12 protein-coding genes are annotated in these 18,154 nt (G+C 47.4%); 2 read left to right on the forward strand and 10 right to left on the reverse strand.

Annotation, left to right across the window (positions count from 1 at the left end):
• Positions 1-21: 21 nt before the first annotated feature.
• Positions 22-330: a DUF3634 family protein gene (locus L6J37_RS10870; RefSeq protein WP_192017091.1), complete on the reverse strand. Its 309-nt coding sequence runs from the start codon at positions 328-330 to the stop codon at positions 22-24.
• Between the two features lie 46 nt (positions 331-376).
• A complete protein-coding gene (gene matP / locus L6J37_RS10875; RefSeq protein ID WP_192017090.1) occupies positions 377-829 on the reverse strand; it encodes a macrodomain Ter protein MatP in 453 nt (150 codons plus the stop codon).
• A gap of 236 nt (positions 830-1,065) precedes the next feature.
• Between matP and L6J37_RS10880 the strand changes: the two genes are divergently transcribed.
• Entirely contained in the window at positions 1,066-2,778 is a 1,713-nt protein-coding gene (locus tag L6J37_RS10880; RefSeq protein WP_218385857.1) for an AAA family ATPase, read from the forward strand.
• A gap of 68 nt (positions 2,779-2,846) precedes the next feature.
• Positions 2,847-3,362, forward strand: coding sequence for a bifunctional 3-hydroxydecanoyl-ACP dehydratase/trans-2-decenoyl-ACP isomerase (gene fabA, locus L6J37_RS10885; protein ID WP_027252208.1), 516 nt, complete (start codon positions 2,847-2,849; stop codon positions 3,360-3,362).
• A 128-nt stretch (positions 3,363-3,490) separates the two neighbouring features.
• Here the strand turns inward: fabA and rmf are convergent, their stop codons facing one another.
• From rmf to L6J37_RS10925, 8 genes are all read right to left on the reverse strand, one after another.
• Positions 3,491-3,664: a ribosome modulation factor gene (gene rmf, locus L6J37_RS10890; RefSeq protein ID WP_027252207.1), complete on the reverse strand. Its 174-nt coding sequence runs from the start codon at positions 3,662-3,664 to the stop codon at positions 3,491-3,493.
• Positions 3,665-3,829: 165 nt separating this feature from the next.
• A complete protein-coding gene (locus L6J37_RS10895; protein WP_237795100.1) occupies positions 3,830-5,845 on the reverse strand; it encodes a DUF3466 family protein in 2,016 nt (671 codons plus the stop codon).
• Positions 5,845-7,773 (reverse strand): ABC transporter ATP-binding protein, encoded by a 1,929-nt coding sequence (locus L6J37_RS10900; RefSeq protein WP_237795102.1) that lies wholly within the window; start codon positions 7,771-7,773, stop codon positions 5,845-5,847. The genes L6J37_RS10895 and L6J37_RS10900 overlap by 1 nt, the downstream gene beginning before the upstream one ends.
• Positions 7,760-8,008, reverse strand: a complete 249-nt coding sequence (locus L6J37_RS10905) for a glutaredoxin family protein (RefSeq protein ID WP_027252204.1) — start codon at positions 8,006-8,008, stop codon at positions 7,760-7,762. The genes L6J37_RS10900 and L6J37_RS10905 overlap by 14 nt, the downstream gene beginning before the upstream one ends.
• Before the next feature lie 32 nt (positions 8,009-8,040).
• Complete coding sequence (gene rlmKL / locus L6J37_RS10910) at positions 8,041-10,185, reverse strand: bifunctional 23S rRNA (guanine(2069)-N(7))-methyltransferase RlmK/23S rRNA (guanine(2445)-N(2))-methyltransferase RlmL (RefSeq protein WP_237795103.1); 2,145 nt, start codon at positions 10,183-10,185, stop codon at positions 8,041-8,043.
• A 1,181-nt stretch (positions 10,186-11,366) separates the two neighbouring features.
• Positions 11,367-11,906 carry a cell division protein ZapC gene (locus L6J37_RS10915; RefSeq protein WP_192017085.1) on the reverse strand — a complete coding sequence of 180 codons (540 nt, stop codon included), beginning with the start codon at positions 11,904-11,906 and terminating at the stop codon, positions 11,367-11,369.
• A 248-nt stretch (positions 11,907-12,154) separates the two neighbouring features.
• On the reverse strand, positions 12,155-13,174 hold the full coding sequence (gene pyrD / locus L6J37_RS10920) for a quinone-dependent dihydroorotate dehydrogenase (RefSeq protein WP_237795104.1): 1,020 nt from the start codon (positions 13,172-13,174) through the stop codon (positions 12,155-12,157).
• Between the two features lie 45 nt (positions 13,175-13,219).
• Positions 13,220-18,049: an NAD-glutamate dehydrogenase gene (locus L6J37_RS10925; RefSeq protein WP_237795105.1), complete on the reverse strand. Its 4,830-nt coding sequence runs from the start codon at positions 18,047-18,049 to the stop codon at positions 13,220-13,222.
• Positions 18,050-18,154: the final 105 nt, after the last annotated feature.

Consider the following 18,154-nt stretch of genomic DNA (forward strand, 5'->3'; position numbering starts at 1 on the left):
CTGCTCTTGGCAGGCCTGAATCTAGGCTTGTCTCCGGCCTGATTTCTTGTTGTTAGAAGAAAACGGAAACACGTTGTGGATCTTTTGCTTCACTTTTGCTGGAACATCTTTCGAGAAAACCAGCTTTGTCGTAAACCTATTCTTATAAACCTTGATTTGCCCAGTAAATGGCTCCCGATGGGCAATATCTTTACACCCATGTAAGAATCCACTGGGGACATTCCCCTTCGTCTGTTTCAACTCACCTTGCTCAAATTTTAACATCATTACTGGGCGATCCTTAAAAACCAGGATCAACACAGCAACTGCCAGCAAAAGAACATATTCCATCGTCTTATTCCTCAAACAAACAGCGCATGATATTAGGTATAGCGAATCAGTCGAGTTGAAGCAATTTACTTAAGTCTTGTTTTATGTCCTGTACCTTTTTATTGGCTTCCAGGGACTTGGTGCTTTCACTCAACAAATACTCGATAGTGTCAGATAAGGTACAGTCCAACTCTTTCGACTTATCGGCCAGCTTCTCCCAGACACGATAATCCAGATCAATAGATTTTTTGCGTGTATGGACCTGCTCAGCATTGAAGTGGCGTTTTCGCTTCGCACGTATCGCCTGCTTCATTTTATTTTCAAGATCGGGAGACATGTGATGACCAATCCAATCCAGCACTTTGGTTGGTTCGTGCTCTATCTCAAGTAATGATGCCACGGCGGCCTCGGCCTCACTGGTATCAATATGACGCGTAACGGCTTCCCCTTCCTTGTACTTCTTTACCAGGTAGCCCCACTTCCAGCCAGCCTCAAGGTTTTCTAATTGCTGATATTTCATAATCGACGCTTATTTGGGTATGTAAAGTCTACAATTAATAGAGAGTGACAGTGTAACTAGATCGATAGTGAAGCACAATAGCACATTGATTTAGAAGCATGTCTCCCTCTTTGAAGGAACGCCTTTTGGCTGATTCTCATCCGAATCGCAGGATAATCCATGCCTGTTCTATTATGCGGACAACGATTCCTTTATACTGCTGTCTTTTTCACAGTAACGGAAATTATATCAAGCCTATGCAAGAAGAATCCTGGCGTACCATGCTCCCAGATTACACTCAGTATGAGTCAATTCTGGACCAGTATGCACAACTCCCCCCTGCACCGACAGGCATTTTACAAGATCGCCTGAGCGATGCCGTACGCCGATTCACAGCAGTTGATATCCAGCCCAGATTATTAAGAATTACTGCACCTGATAACAAGGTTTACCGCGACTATATCATTGATCTGCTGATGCATTGGGATTCAGCAGGTAAAAGCCCGTCAGATGAGTCTCCTATTGTAATAGCCGGTGACAATGTCACAGACATCAACCTGTTTGGAGCCGTGTATCCACCTTTAGAAGATGGCAAATTAACGAAACCTCAGGTTAAGCATGGTCTGCTTCACCAAGCCAACAACGGTTATTTAGTATTGTCTGTCGCCAGTATTCTTGCCAACCCAAGCTTATGGCCAAGGCTCAAAGCGGTACTGATGAATGGCGAACTGGAGTGGCAACCCGTTACTCAGAAGAAATTTTACCCATTGCCACCTGCTGAAGCACTGAATGTAAAATTAGTCGTGGTTGGTGACAGATTCTTAATGGCAGAACTGGAAAATGCTGAGCCCGACATCGCTTCTGGCTTTAGCATGTATGGTGAGTTTGAGCAGGATATGCGCCTTACTCAAGAGAGTCTGCCAAAATATTTAGCCTATCTGAAGTCTCTGATTGAAAAAGCTGGGGTACCAGACATGGCGGACAACGACGCATTGAAACTCTTGATGCGTACCGGTGCTCGCCATGAAGAAGATCAAAACCGTTTACCTCTTTGCCCTATCTGGCATCTAAGCCTGCTATGTGAGGCAGCAATAGAATCCCAGAGCAAACCGATTACAGCCGAACACTTGCAGCAGTCACTGAAAGCCAGAGAATACCGCAGTTCATATTTGCCAGAGAGAGCCATCGAGGATATCCATCACGGCCAGGTTATTATTAACTGCCATGGCAAAGAAATCGGTCAGGTTAATGGTTTAACTGTTGTCGAAATGCCTGGCCACCCTGTCGCTTACGGCGAGCCAGCCCGAATTTCCTGCGTGGTTCACTTTGGTGATGGCGACATTTCAGATGTTGAACGCAAGGCTGAACTGGCAGGTAATATTCATGCTAAAGGCATGATGATCATGCAGGCCTTTGTCAGTACCGCCCTTGACCTTGACCAGCCGCTGCCGTACTCGGCATCTATCGTTTTTGAACAGTCATACAGCGAAGTGGATGGCGACAGCGCGTCTTTAGCAGAACTATGTGCTTTGGTGTCAGCCCTTTCTCAGCAGCCCATCAATCAGCAAATCGCCGTTACAGGGGCTGTCGATCAATTTGGCCGTGTACAAGCAGTCGGTGGTATAAACGAAAAAATCGAGGGATTCTACAAGGTTTGCGCCTATCGGGGCCTAACCGGCCACCAAGGTGTCATCTTGCCGAAAACAAACCTGAGTAACCTGTGTCTTTGTGACGAAGTCCTGAATGCAATTAAAGACGGTAAATTTCATATCTGGGCCGTAAATAGCGTGGATGATGCGCTACCTTTACTGACAGGTAAATCTTTCCGTCGAGACGAAAGTAATCAAGAAAGCGATGAAGATACACTCTTAGACGTCATCGCTATACGTATAGCGCACTTCCATAGCGGTCATAATGACGAAGGCTCAGGTTGGTTTACCAAAATGAAAAACTGGTTGGTCCACCACTGATCCGAGTTGTTAGGCGTACAGGTGTAAGCTAAATTGCCCCAATAATTTCAAAGAGAAAATAGCATCCAATGAAGAAATGCAATTCTTACAACCGTGACGATCTCCTCGCTTCCAGCCAAGGCCAATTATTTGGTCCTGGCCGTCCTCAATTACCAGCACCTAACATGCTGATGATGGATCGTATTGCTGAAATCACTGATGAAGGTGGTGAGTTTAATAAAGGCTTCATCATTGCTGAGCTGGATATCAAACCTGATCTTTGGTTTTTTGACTGCCACTTCCCTGGCGATCCCGTCATGCCTGGCTGCCTGGGTCTGGATGCAATGTGGCAACTTGTTGGCTTCTTCCTTGGCTGGATTGGCGGTGAAGGTAAAGGCCGTGCTCTGGGCGTGGGTGAAGTGAAATTCACGGGTCAAATCCTGCCTACAGCTAAAAAAGTCACCTATGAGATCCAAATGAAGCGTGTTATCAACCGTAAGCTGATTATGGGTGTTGCTGACGGCCGAGTGTTGGTTGACGGCAAGGAAATCTATGTTGCTAAAGATCTGAAAGTTGGCTTGTTTCAAGACACGTCGAATTTCTAATTCAAGTTTAGCGCTATAGCAATATCAAAAAGGTCGCACACGCGGCCTTTTTTGCGTGTTTGCAGCAGATAAAGTAAAGCCCCTCTCCAAAGGGGCTCTGTATGGTTAGGGATATGAGGGTGAAGGTTTTATTTTGCGCGGCCAGATTGCAATTCTTCTCTCGCGTCTCGCCAGCCACCTAGCCAGTTCATACGGGCGTCCACAGTTTGATATGGACATGCGTCACTGGAACGACCATTAATGCCAGCTTGATAGCCTCGAGATTGGGCGCGTTCCATACGATCCCGCTTTTGTCTCTTCATAGTTCGATCCTCATCCTTATTCATATTAATCATTACCGTTACATAATGATGGAGTTTTTGTGACTCCACCTTAAGGATTGGATATTTAACTGAAGAGATCAACCTTCATAAAAAATCAGGCTCACAACTTGTGAGCCTGATTAAAAATCGAACAATTTTGACAAATTACTTTCGGCGACGTAAGCCCAGCAGCACCATAAGTGACAGTGTCACTATACCAATGGAGCCCCCTTTGCGGCTTACACTACTTTCATCATCGCCTCTTGGCTGCACTTGAGCATCAACGCGAGGAATCAGCTTAACAGCAACTAAACGCTCATCCCCATCACACTCCGCATTCTTGCTGAGCGACTTATACCCCGCATCACACTTCAGTGCTGTCGCAGAAATAACACCCGCATCATTAATGCCTGTAGCCTGAGCGATACGGAACTGGTTTGCGGATCCACTAATGTTGTCATCATTGGTCAGGTCATCCAGCATCCAGGTTGACTTCGCTGGCAGTGCATCAGTGACAGCGTCACTACCTGCCAGATAGGTGAAAGCACGCTGACGACGTTGCCGGCCGTTAACCTGGTTGACCGTTTCTGCATCAACCCAACCGACAATCTGATCACTATTGTTGATCGCGCTTGGGTAGCCATTGGCACCGGCAAAGAAAATGCTGCTTACGGATGAGTCCAGCCATTTGAACGAATTCGACGTCGCGTCATACAAATACATCATTTCAGCATAAGAGCGCTCTGTCGACTTGGCTCGCTTAGCAACCCCAATCACTGTATTTTGGTCATTGATATCCGTCGCTATGGTATAGCGGTAAATACGGTCATTACCCTGTTCAATATTCAGGTTCGGAATGTAAGAAACCGTCCAGCTCTCAGCGGTTGGAGTGCCAGTCACACCCTCTTTCAGCTTAAAGATAGCTGCGCGCACCGCATAATAATCGTTGTCCACTGAGTCGGTGGTGTATCCCACCATCACAGGCTTACCGTCAACCAGAGAAACCGCCCGGGCTGATGCCTGGAAAGAACGGTTGTTGTCATCTGGGTCTAACGCTGGTCGATCCGATGCACGGGCTGCAACTAACTGAGCTTCTGAAGTGGCTGAACCATCAACATTCCAGAATGCCGCCTCATTGGCGAAGACAGTAAACTGACAGGCCCATGAATTAAATATCGTGCCTGGCGTCGCGCCATTGGTGACACAGTTATTCAGGTCGCCACGGTTGATCGGCACGTCATCAGGCAGCTTGATATTGTCATTAAGGTTTGAAGGGGCAAACGCCGCGCTACCAACCACCAGCAGATTACCAGCAGGATACTCAACAGCATCCCAGGCTAATGTCTGACCCATGTTTTTAACCAGGTCATTGCCGGCTACCGGCAGTAATGAAACCTTACTGGCGCCAAGATTCACAAAGCCGCGCTTGTTGAACTGGCGGGCATAATGGTTGTTATTGGCAAAATAAGCCGAGCTGGTCACACCCAACGCATAGCCACCCAACGTTGAGGTACCGACAGCACTGACCGCACCATTGGCGGAAACATGATCGCCGCCATCCACCAGCGTACCGAGTGACGGTGTCACGCTTGAATCATAACCTGCCACATCATTGGCAAACGTAGTGGCACGCTCAAAAGCGTCTGCACCGTTATCTAGGATTGGCAACGTGTTAGCATAATAATTGTTCTGCCAGGCAAACTGCTCTCTGCGCAGGCCGCCATAACCTGAACCATCTTCCGGTTTGTCAGAGTTATAACCGACACCAAAAAACCGAGTCTCGGCCCAGGTATCACAGGTGTTAAATCCATATGCCGAGCTGCAGTGTCTTTCCAGTGACCACTCATCATTGATCTGCTGGAAGTTATCCAGCTGGTATGGGATCTCATCGCGGATATCAATACCGTCACTGCCAAAGCGGCTTTCACCGAAAACTTTATAACTGGTTGATGAACAGCTGGTTTCAAAGCAGTTTTCAGTGCCTGTTGACGGACTGATCCCCTGCCCATAAAACTGCACCTGGCTGGCCAAATCACTGTTATTTTTATCGTAATACTGCAGTGCTGATACACCACTGGCATCACCGCTCACTTCAACAACGTCGTAAACCGCCGCTTGTGCCTGCGTGACGCTGGCAACAACAATTGCCAGCGCTGAAAACTTGAACATCTTCTGTCGCATTAGGATTCCTTCTGCATTGCTTCTAGTTCTTCCCAACGTTCAAAGGCGACTTCCAGTGCCTGCTCTGCCTCTGCCAGGCGTGACAGGGTCACTTGAGTGTCATCAGTTGAGCTTTGGAAAAATGCAGGATCATTGATTTTTTCCTGCAACTGGGCAATCTCATTTTCCAAATCTTCCAAACGAGACGGCAATTCTTCAAGTTCTTTCAGAAGTTTATAAGACAACTTCTTACCCGGCTTATCCCGGCTCCCTTGCTGCCGCTGTTGGCTTTCATCTTTTTTATTCTCGGCGGCTTGCTCTTCTGCCTGTGCTTTTGCACGTTGCGCAGCAGAGTTTGCTCGCTGGGCTTGTGCATCATGGTAGCCACCCACGTATTCATTGACGACACCCTGACCTTCAAAAATCCAGCTTGTGGTCACAGTATTATCAACAAACTGACGATCGTGGCTCACTAAGAGCAAAGTGCCCTGATAATTGGCAAGAATATCTTCCAAAAGTTCCAGAGTTTCGATATCCAAATCGTTTGTTGGTTCATCAAGAACCAATAAATTATTGGGTTTCAGGAATAACTTGGCCAACAACAAGCGGTTCTTCTCACCGCCAGACAGCGCCTTCACCGGCGTGCGCGCTCTTTTGGGGTGGAACAAAAAGTCCTGCAGATAACCTAACGCATGGCGGCTGCGGCCGTTGACCGTGACTTCCTGTTTACCTTCTGCCAGGTTATCCAGCACGGTTTTTTCGGGATCAAGTATTTCGCGGTACTGATCAAAGTAAGCCACTTCCAGCTTGGTACCACAGTGAAAATGCCCTTCCGTCGCCTGTAGCTGGCCCAGCATGAGCTTGAGCAAAGTACTCTTACCGCAGCCGTTTGGCCCAATCAGGGCGATACGGTCACCGCGCATGACGTTAAAGCTGAAATCATGAATGATAGGCTTGTCGTCGTAACGGTAGCTGATATTCTCAGCTTCAAAGACAACCTTGCCTGAACGACGGGCATCTTGAAGCTGCATATCCGCTTTACCCATCACTTCCCGGCGCTCACTGCGCTCGGCACGAAGCTGCTTCAGCGCTCTAACTCGCCCTTCATTACGGGTACGTCTCGCTTTAATGCCCTGACGTATCCAGGTTTCTTCCTGCGCAAGTTTTTTATCAAACTCAGCGTTCTGCTCGCTTTCGATCCGCAATAACTCTTCCTTCGCGTCGAGATACTTATCGTAATCGCCAGGGAATGAGTTCAGCTTGCCTCGATCCAAATCGACAATACGTGTCGACATTGAACGAATAAAAGCCCGGTCGTGAGAAATGAAGATGATAGAACCACGGAAATCTTTTAAGAAACCTTCCAGCCATTCAATTGTGGCGACATCCAGGTGGTTGGTCGGTTCATCGAGCAAGAGAATATCAGGCTCACTCACCAGAGCACGTGCCAGCGCGGCTTTGCGCTGCCAGCCGCCAGACAGGTCCGCCAGCAAAGTGCCGGCATCTAACTCGAGGTGTTCTAATACAGAGCTGATTTTGTTGTCAAACTGCCAGGCATTAGCATGATCCAGTTTTTCCTGTACCTTAGCTAATTGTGCAAAGTGTACTTCACTGGCATCCGTGGTGATTTTATCGAGTAAGTGGTGATATTCGCGAAGCAAACCACCCACTTCTGATAAACCTTCTGCAACAAAATCAAAGACAGTGCCTTCGGCATTGCGAGGTGGATCTTGTTCCAGCCGTGAAACCTTTAATTCACTCATACGCTGGATACTGCCATCATCCAGCAGTACCTCACCGGCGATGACTTTCATTAACGTGGATTTGCCTGCACCATTACGGCCGACCAAACAAACACGTTCATTAGGTTGCAGCAGAAATTCGGCATGATCCAATAATGGATGATCACCATAAGCAAGCTGCGCGTTACTGATTTTAATTAATGCCATGACTCTTTAACCAAAGTGCCAGCTCAGCGGCATCGAAAGGCCAGCCAAGCTCAGAAACAGATTCATTGTCGTAAAAAGATACGACCGGTATTGTGACGCCGTAACGGGAAAACAGGTTGTCGTCAAAAGCAATATCAACGACATCTACCTGCTCTGAAACTCCAGCCTCCGTAAGCAGTGCATACGCCTGCTCACAGAGGTGGCATCCCTCCGTACTGTAGAGGATGATAGACAAGTAACAATCCTTAGTTTATCGACTTCAGCGACTCAAACATCGCCTTCCTTATGGGTAATAATCCAGCAGTTATGAATTTGCTTATTACGGGCAAAATCCATCGGCAGTGTTTCAGAAGATATGTTCTTCGCCACCAGCCCCAAATCTGCTAATGCCGCTTCATCCATCTTGAAGTGGCGTTTATTGTTTGAAAACACAATCTCTCCCCCCTTGCGCAGCATTCGCTTCAGGTTCTCCATCAGCATGATGTGGTCACGCTGCACATCAAAACTCTGTTTCATGCGCTTAGAGTTAGAGAAAGTCGGCGGATCAATGAAGATCAAATCAAAGGTGTCATCCACTTCCTGCAGCCATTGCAGGCAGTCCGCCTGAACATACTCATGCTGACGGCCGACCTGACCATTCAAGGCCATATTTTCCTGTGCCCAACGCAGATAGGTATTTGACATATCAACCGTTGTGGTGGATTTAGCGCCACCGCAAGCAGCATGCACCGTTGCCGAGCCTGTGTAAGCAAACAGATTGAGGAAATCTTTGCCTTTTGACATCTCGCCAAGACGACGACGGGTAATTTTATGATCCAGAAACAGCCCGGTGTCGAGATAATCAAACAGGTTAACCTGCAGCTTTACTCCGTATTCGTTGACCGTCATATAACGCGATGCATTAGACAGCTTCTGATACTGGCTTTTACCTTTCTGGCGCTCTCGCACCTTCAACACCACTTTATCGCTGTCAACCCCGGTCACCTGGATGGTGGCACGCATAATATCCATCAATCGACGGCGGGCCGTTTCCTCAGGTACTGATTTAGGTGCTGCGTACTCCTGAATCACCACATAGTCGGCATACTTGTCGATCGCGGCATTGTAGTCAGGCAAATCGGCATCGTAGACCCGATAGCAATCCAACTCTTCTTTCTTTGCCCATTTATCTAATTTCGACAGGTTTTTCTTCAGGCGATTCGCAAAATCCGGTGCAACCAGCGTTTCTTCAAGTTGTCCTTCTTTAGCACCCTCTACCTGCTTAACACCACCAGCAGTGATCTGATATGTCTTGAGCACACAATCTAATGCGCCGTTACGCAGCTTAAACTGCTTATCGGCCCGCATACGCATACAGCTCAGCAATTCATTCGACGATGAGAAGATCGACGCCACTGAACCGGCAAAGGCCAGCTTGAGACGATTTCCTAACTCGGTGTAAAGCGCAATCAGCTCAGGTGTGGTACCCAAGCGCTCACCATAAGGGGGGTTACACAAAATCACACCGGTCTCGAATCCGTTAGGACGAACCAATTGGGTGGCATCACCGTATTCGAAATCAATCAGCTCACTCACACCGGCGCGGCCTGCGTTGTCTCTGGCCACACTCAGAATACGCCTGTCCATTTCGCGGCCAAAGAAAGATGTTGTGACGTTAGCCACACCCCGACGGGCTTTCACAGAGGCTTCAGCATGAATCTCTTGCCAGGCATCCTGGTCAAAATCATTTAAGACTTCAAAACCCCAACGCTTACGCTTTAATCCCGGCGCAATTTCCGCTGCTATCATGGCAGCCTCAATCAATAATGTGCCTGAGCCACACATTGGATCTAACAACGGCTTCTCTGGCGTCCAGCCACTTTTCATCACCAAAGCCGCAGCGTGAGTCTCGCGCAATGGTGCTTTACCCGCTTCAGTACGATACCCGCGCTGGTGAAGGCCACTCCCCGCCATATCCAAACCCACAATGGCTTTATCGTTCGACAAACGCACGTGGATGCGTAAATCAGGTCGTTCACGGTCAATTGTCGGACGAGGCTGATTTCCCTTGGTAAACCGGTCAACAATGGCATCCTTAACTTTCATCGCGCCATACTGGCTGTTACGGATTTCACGGTTAGTACCGTTGAAGTCGACCACAATACGGGTACGGGAACTGAAATACTGCTCCCAGCTGATCGCTGTCGCGCCGAGATACAGATCCAGATCGTTCCTGACGTTGAATTCGCTTAATACCTGGACGATACGTGATGCAACACGAGTCCATAAACAGCAACGATAAGCCGTATTCTGATCAGCGGAAAAGCGAACGCCGGCATGCACAACTTTTACTTGTGCAGCACCTAATTGAGTCAGTTCATCGGCCAGAAGATTTTCCAGACCGCGGGAAGTAATAGCGAGATATTGATTCATGGGTTTCTTTTCAAACAAATGTTGCCCGCGATTATACCTGAATTCACAGATATGCGCCTGTATCAGCTATGCCGGCCAGTCATTTTTTCTGCACTGTTCGAGTATAAATCAAGCTAACAATCGCAGTTTGCCACTTCACAGACGGTTTATCTTTGCAATCCGCCACACGCCAAGATAGCAAAACAGATAAACGCATACTTTTCAGAGCATCTCACCCAGGCAGATAGTTTCCCACAGGAAACGAACCTAGCCTAACTCCTTGAATACAATTCATAATACGGATTTAGCAAGCACTTACCTCTACGCCCGAAAATCGTTTCCTCACGGAAACAGTAAAATAAAACCCATTAAAATCAACGACTTAACAATAATCAGTAATCAGGGTGACAGCGTGATTACTGAAGATACAGCGGCCAAACACAAGCAATGTTTGTAAGCATTCGCTATCTCCACACCTATGTATATACAATAATCTCTCGCTGCACTGTTCGCTCCAGATGCAACTCTTTCCTGTTGGGAAACTTAATATGATGCGCTTGTTCGGGTTTGTAATGGACTTTCACAAATGAGGAAAACAGGGAAATATCCACCCAGATAAACGATAATTTACCGGAAAATAGTGGTGTTTTTTTGTCCAAAAAAAAGACAAGTAACTATAAAAAAGTCCCTATTTTTACTGATTTTTTGCATCAAGATGACGTTATGTCGCTCAATACCCGTATAGATATTCATCAGATGCTGCACTGATGACTATTATCCCCACGGCAGCGGATGTATCTGGAGCCGCTAAAAAGACAAAAAGGCGATAGCTGATAGCTGATAGCTGATAGCTGATAGCTGATAGCTGATAGCTGATAGCTGATAGCTGATAGCTGATAGCAAAGCATGACGCCCTCTGTTGAGAACAGGGGCTGAGAAAACACCCTGATTTAGCCAAAGGCCTGTTCAAGGTGCAAGAAGCGGCATGAGATAAAACACGTGTGTTTAGATAAGAAGAGAGTGTGGGAATTGGCGCAGAGAATCGAGCCGTGACACAGACAGCTAAATCCGGTCACGTAAAGCAGCTGATTAACCAGGCACTATATGACAAGTGGCTGATAGCTTATTGGGGATATATAGAAATGTGCTTTTAAAGCCTATTGCTGTAAATCGTTGTTAAATATACTTTTCCAGGCCAACGATTAGCCTACCAGCGCCAGGCCAAGCTCTGTGTCTAAATGGACGGCCTGCATTCTGTCGTTCATTACTTTGATAATGCCGCAGAATTCCATTTCTTTCCCTGACGTCAGAACATGAGATTCCACATCCGCCAGCATGCACAGGCTCGCACAGCCGCTGTTTTCAATAACCAGGTAACGGGCAGAGCCGAAATCGGTATCCAGCCCGATGATCTCGCCGTTATGAGGCGTATACCCCCCCTCTTGCTGAGAAAAAAACCAGCTTTTAGGCATCATGGGTTTATGAAAACGACTGGCAGCGACAGCATTTAAGGCCAGCTCGACCTTACGCGGAGCAGACAAATCCAGCGCAGAAATATTTTCGAGGTATGTTTGATAGGTACTTGCATCGTCAACCGTGAACTCACATCGGTTAAAGGCGCAAGCAATAAGATGTTTACTCGGAATTGAAACGCGGAAAACCATCTCTTCGCCCAGGTCGAGCATTAAAGAGTCATTCTTCTGGTCGTAATACCACGTCCATGAATTATTTGGTTTTAACACGATAGGCTCCAATGTCAGTGTCTTAACTGTGATCAAAGCAAGCAAATTAAGTACGTAAAAGGAATTGTACTAAGTAAGTGGTAAAATAAAAGGGGAAAAAATTTGTAAGATCATAGTGTTAAGCTATGTAATTTTGACAAAATACCGCTTTTTACCGATGTTGGAACAAAAAAACGCCCACATAAAGTGGGCGTTGTTTGTATGACGGCAGATTTACAAACGCTAACGTTTAGTGACAGCGTCACTCATTATCGTAAATCACAATTGAGTACGATATCTTTAACCAGCTTAGGACCATGATAGATAAAGCCTGAATATACCTGGACCAAACTGGCACCGGCTAGCAGCTTCTCTCTTGCAGCAATGGCTGAATCAATGCCACCTACCCCAATAATAGGGATTTGCCCTTTTAGCTCATGATTAAGCATGCGGATGACTTCCGTGCTTCTGTGCTGCAGCGGACGCCCACTCAAGCCGCCAGCCTCATCACAATGCGGCATTCCCTGTACCAGGGTACGATCCAGGGTCGTATTCGTCCCTATCACACCGTCTATCTCATTTCGGATCAATGAATCGGCAATCTGGATCAGCTCGTGATCTTCGAGATCAGGCGCGATCTTCAGCGTAAGCGGCACGTATCGGCCAAACTTCTCAGCCAGCGATGTTTGTCTGCTCTTCAATTGCGTCAGCAAATCATCCAATGCCTCACCGTATTGAAGATTACGCAGTCCAGGCGTATTCGGTGATGAGATATTCACAACGATATAGCCAGCATGCTCGTAGACTTTATCCATACAAATCAGATAGTCGTCTACCCCTTTCTCCAACGGTGTATCTTTGTTTTTACCGATGTTGATACCGATAATTCCGTCAAACGTGGCTTTCTTTACATTTTCTACCAGTTGGTCAACGCCTTTATTGTTGAAACCGAACCGGTTGATAATGCCTTCTGCAGGCTGTAACCGAAAAAGTCTGGGTTTGTCATTTCCCGGCTGAGGTTTAGGCGTCACAGTGCCGACTTCAACAAATCCGAAGCCCATCGCGCCAAAGGCATCAATACACTCGCCATTTTTATCCAGGCCAGCGGCCAGACCAACAGGGTTTTTAAACTTGAGTCCCATGACTTCAACAGGACGATCAGGGAGGTTTTGGCGGTAAAAAATATCGAGAGGTGTACCGGTGAAGCGAGAAAAGTTCTTGATAGCCAAATCATGCGCTTTTTCAGGATCAAGCTGAAACATGGCCGAACGCGCGAGGCGGTAAATCATTATACCTCCTTAAAAAAAAGCCCCGTATAAACGGGGCTAGATTATTCACTGATTTGGTTTGCAATTCAAATTTAATAGCACCAATTCACGCATTGCAACGGAGAATTTTGCAAATTCATGGGCTGTACCCACCTTGAATTCAGCAAGTACGCTTTCCCAGCGTTGAATGGCGGAGTGATGATGCTCAATCCACATCTCAATCAGCGTTTCAGGTTTTTCACTGCCCTTGCCTGCTCCGATAACTGCAGATGTGAGCTGACGTTGCTGCCAATCCAGATCTTCACGGAAAGAAGCACGAGCCAGTGCCTGCCAATGGTTTTCAACCGGCTGATTATGAACCTGTTGCAGGAACCAGTGCAGTGATAACTGTGCGCCAAGTACAAAGTAGACACGAGCAATAAAGCCAACATCTTTGTTCAGCTCTTTCGCACTCTGCGCAATATCCATGGCAGAGTACAAGCTGCTCAGGCGGGCAATATTGTGCGCAAGCTGTGCCGGGACGCCTTCGTTGATCATGCTGTTCGCCTGATCATCATGCTCCTGCACCTCTTCAGCCACCAGGTATTGCTCCAGGTTATCACGCAGGTTGTTCAGCGTTGGCTGATAGAATGCAATTTGCTCTTCAATGCCCATCTTACGATCGCGGTTACGCAAGAACCAGCGAGTGATGCGACGCAGCATACGACGGCAACGATACATCATTTCGTACTGGATATGCGCAGGCACTTTATTGTCCAGCTCGCGGATTTGCTCGAAGAACTGCTCAAAGCCAAACACATCACGGCCAACAGAGTAAGCAGACGAAATTTCCGCCACTGTCGAACCCGTCTCTTCCTGCAAACGGGTAACAAAGTTACAACCCATCTCGTTAGACATCTGGTTAGCCAGCGATGTGGCAATCAACTCTCCTTTCAGAGGGTGATTTTCCATCTGAGTACGATACTTTTCCTGCAGTGCTTTCGGGAAGTATGCCGGCAGCAGGCGGTTATGATAAGGATCTTCAGTGATCTCTTCAGTAACCAGCTCTTCTTTCAGTACCATCTTGCCGTAAGCAACCAATACAGCCAGCTCCGGACGCGTCAGACCAATGCCGTCTTTCTCGCGCTCTGCCAGTGTATCGTCATCTGGAAGATACTCCAAACCACGGTCCAGCTTGCCTTCTTTTTCCAGATGATGAATGAAGCGGATCTGCTCTTTCAGCAGCTGTACGCTTTGATGCTGAGTCACAGAAATAGACTCACTTTGGGTGTACGCATCGTCCAGTACGATATCGCCTACTTCATCTTCCATCTGCTCAAGCAGAAGGTTGCGTTGCTTGTATGTCAGATCACCCGCCGCAACCAGACCATTGAGCAGGATCTTAATGTTAACTTCGTTATCAGAGCAATCTACACCGCCCACGTTGTCAATGAAGTCTGTGTTAACCCGTCCGCCATTGATCGCAAACTCAACACGACCCAGCTGAGTCATACCCAGGTTACCACCTTCACCAACGATCTTGGCGCGCAACTCACCGCCATTAACACGCAGGCCATCGTTAGCACGGTCGCCAACATCGGCATGTGTTTCACTGGCAGCCTTAACATAAGTACCGATACCGCCGTTCCACAACAGATCCACTTCCATTGTCAGGATCAGTTTGATCACTTCATTTGGCGTCAGGCTTTGTTTACGCGTACCTAAGAGTTTCTGAATTTGTGGTGACAGCTTAATAGACTTGCTGCGACGCGAGAATATACCGCCCCCTTCAGAGATCAGGCTGGCATCGTAATCTTCCCAGCTTGAACGAGGAAGATTGAACAGACGGTTACGCTCTTCCCAGCTTGAGGCTGAATCCGGGTTTGGATCCAGGAAGATGTGCATGTGGTTAAAGGCTGCAACCAAGCGCGTATGTTTAGACAGCAACATACCATTACCGAATACGTCGCCGGCCATGTCACCAACACCAGCACAGGTGAAATCTGTTGTCTGGCAGTCAATACCCAGCTCACGGAAATGACGCTTAACAGACTCCCAGCCACCTTTGGCAGTGATACCCATTTTCTTGTGGTCGTAGCCGTTAGAACCACCAGAAGCAAATGCGTCACCCAGCCAGAAGTTATAATCTGCTGATACCGAGTTAGCCAGATCAGAGAATGTCGCGGTGCCTTTATCGGCAGCAACAACCAGATATGGGTCGTCCTCATCATGACGAACAACATTGCTCGGATAAATAACCTCGCCTTCAACGATGTTATCAGTCACATCCAACAGTGCGCGAATGAAGCGCTTGTAACAACGCTGACCTTCAGCCAGGATTTCCTCACGGGTTGTCATTTGCGGCTGACGCTTACAAACGAATCCGCCTTTTGCACCTACAGGTACGATAACTGTGTTCTTAACCTGCTGTGCTTTAACCAGACCGAGGATCTCGGTACGGAAATCTTCCTGACGGTCTGACCAACGCAAGCCACCACGGGCCACCTTGCCACCACGCAGGTGAACACCTTCAATATCTGGCGCGTAAACGAAGATCTCAAAGAAAGGTACAGGTGCCGGAATTTCCGAAATTTCAGACGGACGCAGTTTCAGCGACAGCCATGGCTTAGGCTGGCCTTGTTCATCAGTCTGATAGTAGTTAGTACGCTGGGTAGCCAGAATCATTTCCATATAACGACGGATAATACGGTCGTCATCCAGACTTTCGACTTCTTCCAGCTTTTCATTCATCTTAGTGATCAGTGCTTCTTCAGCTTTTGCACTGAACTTTCTCGCCGGATCAAAACGCAAGGCGAACAGATCAACCAGATCACGCGCCAAATCAGCATGGTTGGCCAGCGTATCTTCAATATATTGCTGGCTGAATGGAAAACCAACCTGACGCATATAACGGGCATAGCTGCGGACAATAGTGATTTCCCGGCCAGTCAGCTCTGCACAGAACAGAAGACGGTTAAAGCCGTCACTTTCCAGTTCACTGCGCCAGATAGCAGCAAACGCTTCCTGGAAACGATCTCGTGCATCGCTCAGATCAATCTCGTTGCAACCATTGACCAGCATCGCAAAGTCGAGGATCCAAAATACTGTTCCGTTCGCCGTAACGATCTCGTATGGCGACTCTCCGATCACACGTAAGCCAAGGTTTTCCAGCATAGGCATCACATCTGACAGATGGATGGGCTCATCACGATGGTAAAGTTTCAGCTTCACAAAACGGGAATCTGTTGCCACTTCCTGCGGACGGTAGAACAACATACCCAGCTTGTTGTCTTCGCTCAGGCTTTCCAGCAGCTCAATATCTGCAACCGCAGAGCCTGGCAGCATTTGTTCTTTATAAGAACGCGGGAAGGCGCGCGCATAGTTTTTCGCCAGAGGGGTTCCCTGATTCTCACCAAAATTTGAGATCAGTGAATCAATTAAACGATCTTCCCAGGAAGCCGCTGCTTCTACCAGATTACGTTCGATCGCTTTTACATCTACATCAAAGTTGTTGTTATCTACACGCACAATATAATGAGTTCTCGCTAGTGGGCTCTCTGAGAAGAAAGTGGTGAAATCCACGTTCAGTTTAGAGCCAAAATACTCTTGGAAAATTTTCTGAGTCTTGACACGCAATTCGGTGTTATAACGCTCGCGGGTGACATAAACCATGCAAGAGAAGAAGCGACCGAAAGGATCACGGCGAACAAACAGACGCAGAAGATCACGATCCTGCATTCTGACAACACCGCTGGCCACATCCTGCATTTCTTTTTCACTGGCCTGAATCAGCTCATCTCGCGGATACGTTTCCAGAATGTTATTCATCGCCTTCCACGAGTGTGAATCTTCTGAATAACCACTGCTTTGAAGAATGCGTACCACTTTATTGCGGATCAACGGAATATTCATCGCTGTCTGATGATAAGCCGTTGCAGCATACAGGCCGGTGAAGCGGTGCTCGCCTATGACATTGCCGTCTTTATCCAGACGTTTAATACCGATGTAATCAATGTACGCTGGGCGGTGAATCGCTGACTTGCCGTTGCTCTTGGTCAGAATCAGCAGATTTGGCTTTCTGGCTTCTACACGTGCTGATTCTGGCAAATCAGACAGCATCAGTGTACGTGCTTTACCCGGCTTGCTCAGCAAACCCAAACCTTTCTCGTCACAGGGACGCAGTTCAAAATCACCTTCAACAGGTACCAGATCGTACTGGTGATAACCCATAAAGGTAAAATTATGGCGTGTCACCCACTCCAGAAACTCAATCGCTTCTTCACGGTGGCTTTTATCTACCGGCAATTTCGCTGATTTAAGTTCTTCTGCAATCTCCAGCATTTTGCTCTGCATTGCCTGCCAGTCATTCACGACCAGCACAATATCTTGCAATACTTGCTCAAGCTCGGTTCTCAAAGCATCCATTTCTTCCTTACTGGATAACCGATCGACTTCAATATGGAATAAAGTTTGCAGATCTCCGGATTCTCCACATGCTTCAATGATCACCCCTTGATCATCGCGCTTGAAGAAATACGGGCCATTGAACATCAAATGACTGGTGATACCCAGACGGTTTAATGTCATACGGACTGAGTCGACCAGAAATGGATGATCCGGCATCACAATCTCCACTACCGTGTGGGTTGACTGCCAGCCATATCGACTCAATGTCGGGTTATAAACACGAACAGATATTTGGTCAGGTTTGTTTTGCACTAGATGGTGCCAGAGGCTCAGTACTGCACCATACAAATCAGATTCATTCCGTTGAAGCAGATCATCATCTGCCAGTTGTCCTAACAATCGTTGAGCAAACACTTCGACTAATGACTGCTGAGGGGATTCTATCTTGTCCTGGATTAAGCCATACACTTTTTCAAGCAGTACCGGCACTATTGTGTCAGGTGCGGTCATAGCAGATGCTCCATCGTTATTACTTTTATCAATCTAGTATAGGGTTTTATAACGACGCCCCGAGTTCAGCGCTAAAAAACTTCTCTCTGGCGAGGTATTGTTGAC

This window comes from Photobacterium sp. WH77 (assembly GCF_022014395.1).
Classification (GTDB): Bacteria; Pseudomonadota; Gammaproteobacteria; order Enterobacterales; family Vibrionaceae; genus Photobacterium; species Photobacterium arenosum.

What these genes read in the sequence shown, in the direction of transcription:
- L6J37_RS10870 (WP_192017091.1), bottom strand. Translation starts at nt 330, where the DNA reads ATGGAATATGTTCTTTTGCTGGCAGTTGCTGTGTTGATCCTGGTTTTT.
- matP (WP_192017090.1), bottom strand. Translation starts at nt 829, where the DNA reads ATGAAATATCAGCAATTAGAAAACCTTGAGGCTGGCTGGAAGTGGGGC.
- L6J37_RS10880 (WP_218385857.1), top strand. Translation starts at nt 1,066, where the DNA reads ATGCAAGAAGAATCCTGGCGTACCATGCTCCCAGATTACACTCAGTAT.
- fabA (WP_027252208.1), top strand. Translation starts at nt 2,847, where the DNA reads ATGAAGAAATGCAATTCTTACAACCGTGACGATCTCCTCGCTTCCAGC.
- rmf (WP_027252207.1), bottom strand. Translation starts at nt 3,664, where the DNA reads ATGAAGAGACAAAAGCGGGATCGTATGGAACGCGCCCAATCTCGAGGC.
- L6J37_RS10895 (WP_237795100.1), bottom strand. Translation starts at nt 5,845, where the DNA reads ATGCGACAGAAGATGTTCAAGTTTTCAGCGCTGGCAATTGTTGTTGCC.
- L6J37_RS10900 (WP_237795102.1), bottom strand. Translation starts at nt 7,773, where the DNA reads ATGGCATTAATTAAAATCAGTAACGCGCAGCTTGCTTATGGTGATCAT.
- rlmKL (WP_237795103.1), bottom strand. Translation starts at nt 10,185, where the DNA reads ATGAATCAATATCTCGCTATTACTTCCCGCGGTCTGGAAAATCTTCTG.
- pyrD (WP_237795104.1), bottom strand. Translation starts at nt 13,174, where the DNA reads ATGATTTACCGCCTCGCGCGTTCGGCCATGTTTCAGCTTGATCCTGAA.
- L6J37_RS10925 (WP_237795105.1), bottom strand. Translation starts at nt 18,049, where the DNA reads ATGACCGCACCTGACACAATAGTGCCGGTACTGCTTGAAAAAGTGTAT.